3 protein-coding genes are annotated in these 4,960 nt (G+C 37.7%); 2 read left to right on the top strand and 1 reads right to left on the bottom strand.

Features of this window, described 5'->3' with window-relative positions; translation table 11 throughout:
• Nucleotides 1–176 precede the first annotated feature (176 nt).
• Nucleotides 177–1,547 carry an ArnT family glycosyltransferase gene (locus IM477_RS20505; RefSeq protein ID WP_287733271.1) on the bottom strand — a complete coding sequence of 457 codons (1,371 nt, stop codon included), beginning with the start codon at nucleotides 1,545–1,547 and terminating at the stop codon, nucleotides 177–179.
• 475 nt (nucleotides 1,548–2,022) lie between these two features.
• Between IM477_RS20505 and IM477_RS20500 the strand changes: the two genes are divergently transcribed.
• Together IM477_RS20500 and IM477_RS20495 are read left to right on the top strand one after the other, a co-directional pair.
• Entirely contained in the window at nucleotides 2,023–3,513 is a 1,491-nt protein-coding gene (locus tag IM477_RS20500) for a glycosyltransferase family protein (RefSeq protein ID WP_353845564.1), read from the top strand.
• A 96-nt stretch (nucleotides 3,514–3,609) separates the two neighbouring features.
• Nucleotides 3,610–4,851 carry a hypothetical protein gene (locus tag IM477_RS20495; RefSeq protein ID WP_287733269.1) on the top strand — a complete coding sequence of 414 codons (1,242 nt, stop codon included), beginning with the start codon at nucleotides 3,610–3,612 and terminating at the stop codon, nucleotides 4,849–4,851.
• Nucleotides 4,852–4,960: the final 109 nt, after the last annotated feature.

The following is a 4,960-nucleotide window of genomic DNA, read 5'->3' as shown; positions in this document are numbered from 1 at the left end:
GGATTATAAAAATGATAGTTTCGTAAATCCCAACTAACATCTTGACCTAAAATAACCGAGATAATTCCCAAAGCAACAAAGTAGATAATTGCCCAAAATAAGGTATGAGAAAGTGGAAAACGTTTCAGGATTGTCATAATTAAAAGTTCAAGATTTATTTGTTTAGTTTTACTAGCTTAACTTGGCAATTTATAGTTAAGGATGAGATTAAGATTACCTAGTAACAATCCCAAAAAGACGATCAGCATGATTATCTTGACAAAATTAGTTAAAATTTTCGATTTTTTCTCGGTTAAATCATTAAAGAAAAATCCCCCTAAAGTAATTGCTGTTCCGATAATAAAGTCATATCTACCGTAAGGGGAACTCAAAACCCAATCCTTAATATTTAAATTCACCGACCAAACGACAAGAAAAATAAAGATAGTGGCAGCACTGATAAAATCAGGGTTCTTACGAAAATCGTCTAAGAATATACCAAGCACTAGCAAGAGAAATCCATAGTAAGGAATTACATACCAAGCATAGTAATGGCTTTGAGCGCCAGAAAAAATAAGAAGAATTGTATAGATTAATATAGGAAAAATAACTAATCGTATTTTAGATATTTTTAAAGGAAATCTGGCAACTAACAGTAGAGTGATCCAACTAAAAATTAACCAACCATCCTCAAAAAAAACTGTAGGTAAAACTAGATTTTTTAACATAGCAAAATCCGTAAAGCGATTTTTATGTTCTTGGAGAGTAGTTAAAAACCCACTAAAATCATAAAACCAACCGTAAAGGTAATACAAACCTATGGATAAAACTGCCGTCAGAGAAGCGATTAAGCTATCTCGCCAATTTTTTTGCAATAATAGTAAAGCGACTAGAGAACCTAGAATATATAATCCTGTCACCTTAACTAAAGGTGCTAAACCCCCTAGAACTATAGCCAAGTATAGATACTTTTTTTGAGACTTTTCACCGTACTGAAGGAATAAAATTGCTACCGCTAAACTTAGACATAATAATAAATTTTCACTAACTGCTAAACGAGATAAAAAAACCGTATTGGGGTTAGTGGAAAAAATTAAAGAAGTTATAATCGCCACACTGGTATTAGTCAAACGTAAAGCTAATAAATAAAGTAAGAAAATAGAGAGAGTGCCAAAAACTAAAGAAGGAATTCTAATTACTGTTAAACTACAGTCAAAAAATTCCTTTGCTCCCGATAAAATAGCCGTCATACCCACAATTAATCCAAACAAGGGAGGATGATCAAACCAAGGGGTAACAAAACGATAACGAACAGCAGTTTTTTCCCAAACTGTCACCAAAAAATCATCCGTGGGACTGAGGAAAGACCAACTGGTAGGAACTCCATCTTGAATCAAACTCATGCCACTCCAAGCAAAGGCAAATTCATCTTGAGTCCAGTTATAGGGAGGCAAGGAATCGTACTGATAATATCTTAAGATAAAACCTAATCCAGTAATTAATACACCCAGAAATAGACGGTAATCAAACTTTTCAAAATTCTTAAATGGAAAATCTCGTTGCAGCATTATTCTGAAATTGGCTCGCTATAGCGGTAAGCGCTTGAGTGAGATACAGACCAAGCTTTGCCTAGCATGGTTTATAGCTCGTGACACTGTACCTCATACGACTGCACACCGCTATATTTATCTTTTGGGGTGAACCCGCGCTATTGTATCATGGTTTGACGGTTAAATTTTTTGGCAAACCCAGATCGATTAAATACCCGATTATCGAGGTTAAGTCATCTCGATAATTTCTCCTTCGTAAATTCTCAGGGATATCAAATGGTCAACTCATCTTTATAGCCAACTCCAGACAAGGGACTCATTTCTGGCAGAAAAGTTCCCCCCTTTCTCCCCACTAAACTATAACTTAAGAGATTGACATTACCATCAGCAATATGCTAAAAAACATTAGCTTGATAGCCCAGTAACAATAATTACCCCGTTAAAAATCCCTATATTTTCCCCTAAAGCAAACATCTTGTCCTTAGTTGCCAACATGATTCGTCAGTTAAATTATTCTAGAGTTTGGTTGTTATTAATCCTTATTTTTGCCCTTTTCCTGCGTCTAAATGCCGCTTTCTCTTATCCTAATATTCTCTGGCCGGATGAAATTTTTCAGACTTTAGAACAGGGTCATCGACTAGCTTTTGGTAATGGGATGATACCTTGGGATTTTCGGGACGGGATTCGTTCTTGGTTATTTCCGGGGATTCTTGGCGGGATTATGAAGCTAACTGCTGGTTTTTCGGAAGGAGCCAGTGGCTATCTGACCAGCATCAAGATTTTCCTCAGTTTACTATCTTTAATTCCCGTTTGGATCGGATTCTCGATCGCCTACGAAAGCATCGGTTTGGCCGGCGCTATCCTAACCGGCGGTATTTGTGCGATTTGGTTTGAATTTATTTATTTTGCCCCGAAAGCCTTCACCGAAGTTATGGCCGCTTATTCCCTGCTAGTCGGCGTTTATTTAGGATGTTACGGCAAAAATCCCCCCTCTCGTCAGCGACTGTATTGGACAGGGTTTTTCTACGGATTGACCACCTATCTTCGATTTCATTTACTGCCTGCCATCGCCATCGCCCTCATTTATCAAGTTAGACAAAAAAATTTTCCACAATTACTGCCCCTTGCCCTCGGTTTTATCGGTCCGGTTTTGCTGGGGGGTGCTTTAGACGCTTTCACTTGGTCCACCCCCTTCCAATCGATTTGGAAACTGATCTGGATTAATATTTTTGAAGGAAAATTTAATAGTTTTGGCGTATCCCCCTGGCAACAATATTTTACTTGGTTAGCCCTCAATTGGTCTTGGTGGCTGTTTCCGATCCTCGTCTTCTGTGCAATCGCTGCTCGTCGTCACTGGATTCTCGCCCTTCTGGCCCTAGTTATTATCCTCTCTCACAGCTTTTTAGGTCACAAAGAATATCGTTTTATTTTCCCCGCCTTACCACTAATTATTATTCTCGCTGGTTTGGGGACTGCCACTCTCGTCTCACGTTTATCGTTAATGCGAGGTTCCCTCGCCGGCAAAACTATCGTTATTTTTAGTAGTTTACTTCTTTGGGCTTTTCTCTCTTGGTTGTTGGCGGGGCGTTTTAATACGGACCAGACTTTTAATTTCGGACCGCCTTGGCAAAAACCGGGCTATACTCACTGGCAAACCCACGGCGGACAATTACAAGCCTATCAGTATTTAAGTAGCGAGAAAAAACTGTGCGGTTTAGGAGTAAAAGGATTGGCGTGGCAGTACACGGGGGGATACGCCTACTTACACCAAGATGTACCGATTTATTTCCTTAAAGATAACCAAAATTTCGAGGAACTACAACCTTATTTTAATTATCTATTATTTAACCAAGACACTGCCGCGGTCGGAGATTATCAACGGGAGAAATGCTTTAACGGAACTTGCGTTTACAGGCGCTCGAACTCTTGTCAAGTTAACCCGAATTATCATATCAATCAGTATCTCAAAGAAGCTGGCGAGTAGGATAATATATCCTTAGGCAAACTTGCTAAATTTGTCAAAAATAAGTCTAAAAAGCAGAGAAAAAAATTTAATTATGTAAGCGGGATAACTTCGATCATGAAAAAAGTTAAAATCTTGCCAATTTACCTAAGTTTTCTAATTTTAATCTATATAATTTCTGTCATGACGGTCAACCTCTCCTCTTTCCCCGGATTGCACGGAGATGAGGCTTGGTTTGGACTGAATGCCAGGGAAATCCTCCACCACGGAACTCGATCGCTCCACGGACTAAACACCTATACTAGCTCTTTCTATAGCTGGTTAATTTCCCTAACATTTCGCTTGCTAGGCATCAAAGTTTTTTCCCTGCGATTACTGGGGGTTTTCCTTAACCTATTAGGTTTTATTATCGTCGTTTATAGCCTGAATAAATATGTGGATCAAAAGACGAGTATTCTTTTCTTATTTTTACTACTATCTTGTTCTTCTTTACTGCTTTTTCCTAGAATAGCCTGGGAAGTATTCGCTTTACAAGTATTCTTTCTTTCCCTTAAATTTAAGCTTCTTCTCAAGTACTTTAAAAATCATGAATTTACTGGACTCGATATCTTTCTTTTCCTTTTCATAACTTCCCTGGGAGTTATCAATCATTTTATCTTTATCTTTGAATCCCTCGGTTTAACTGTGGCGGCTCTAAGTCTGCACCTACGTTATTTTAATAAAACCACGATCCAGCTTTTCTATTTATCTTTTTTATCCCTGACAGTCGTTTCTATAATTTATGTAACTAAACCTTTAATTAGTGATGAAATTTTTCAAGCATATCGATATATTTTATTGATAATTAGCCTAGCAGTTCTCGCTCTTTTTAGTAAAGTTTTTATCAGAACGCAGCAACAAATTAGCCAGATTTTATCCTTGCCACCACGGTTTAAGCAAATATTTTCTTGGTTAGCTGGTGTTTTTCTCCTACTGCTATCACTATTTTTATTGAGAAACTTCCTGACTATTCATTCCCAAAGTTTTCTTGGCACTATCTCAGGAATTATCGTCATCGAAAGACTCTCCTCCAGCCTGTTAACTGTCTTGGAAAAACAATGGTTAGAAATTACTTGGATAGCTCTCATAAGTATTTTTATCCTGCGGGGATTACAAAAGCTAATCAATAATAACACGACTAATAACTTACAAACGGAGGTATTTTTCTATTTATATCCCCTATTCTGTTTATTGTTTGTTTCCCTAGCACCGGGTAACTCCGATCGCTATTATATTATTCCGGGTTATCTTTTTCTGATTGCTTTTCCCCTAGTCGTCCGCAGTCAATATATGGCTCTTCGGGAATTGTTATGCAAATAATTAACTTAAAATAAAATTCGATGAGAGCGCCTACGCTCAAAAGTATCTGAAATCCATATAGGGAAGGACTTAAGGCATCAACAGGTTAATACCAAAAGATAGACAATCG

It is taken from the genome of Microcystis sp. M090S1 (assembly GCF_020246295.1).
Taxonomy (GTDB): Bacteria; Cyanobacteriota; Cyanobacteriia; order Cyanobacteriales; family Microcystaceae; genus Microcystis; species Microcystis aeruginosa.
This window is presented reverse-complemented; position numbering and strand designations above follow the sequence as displayed.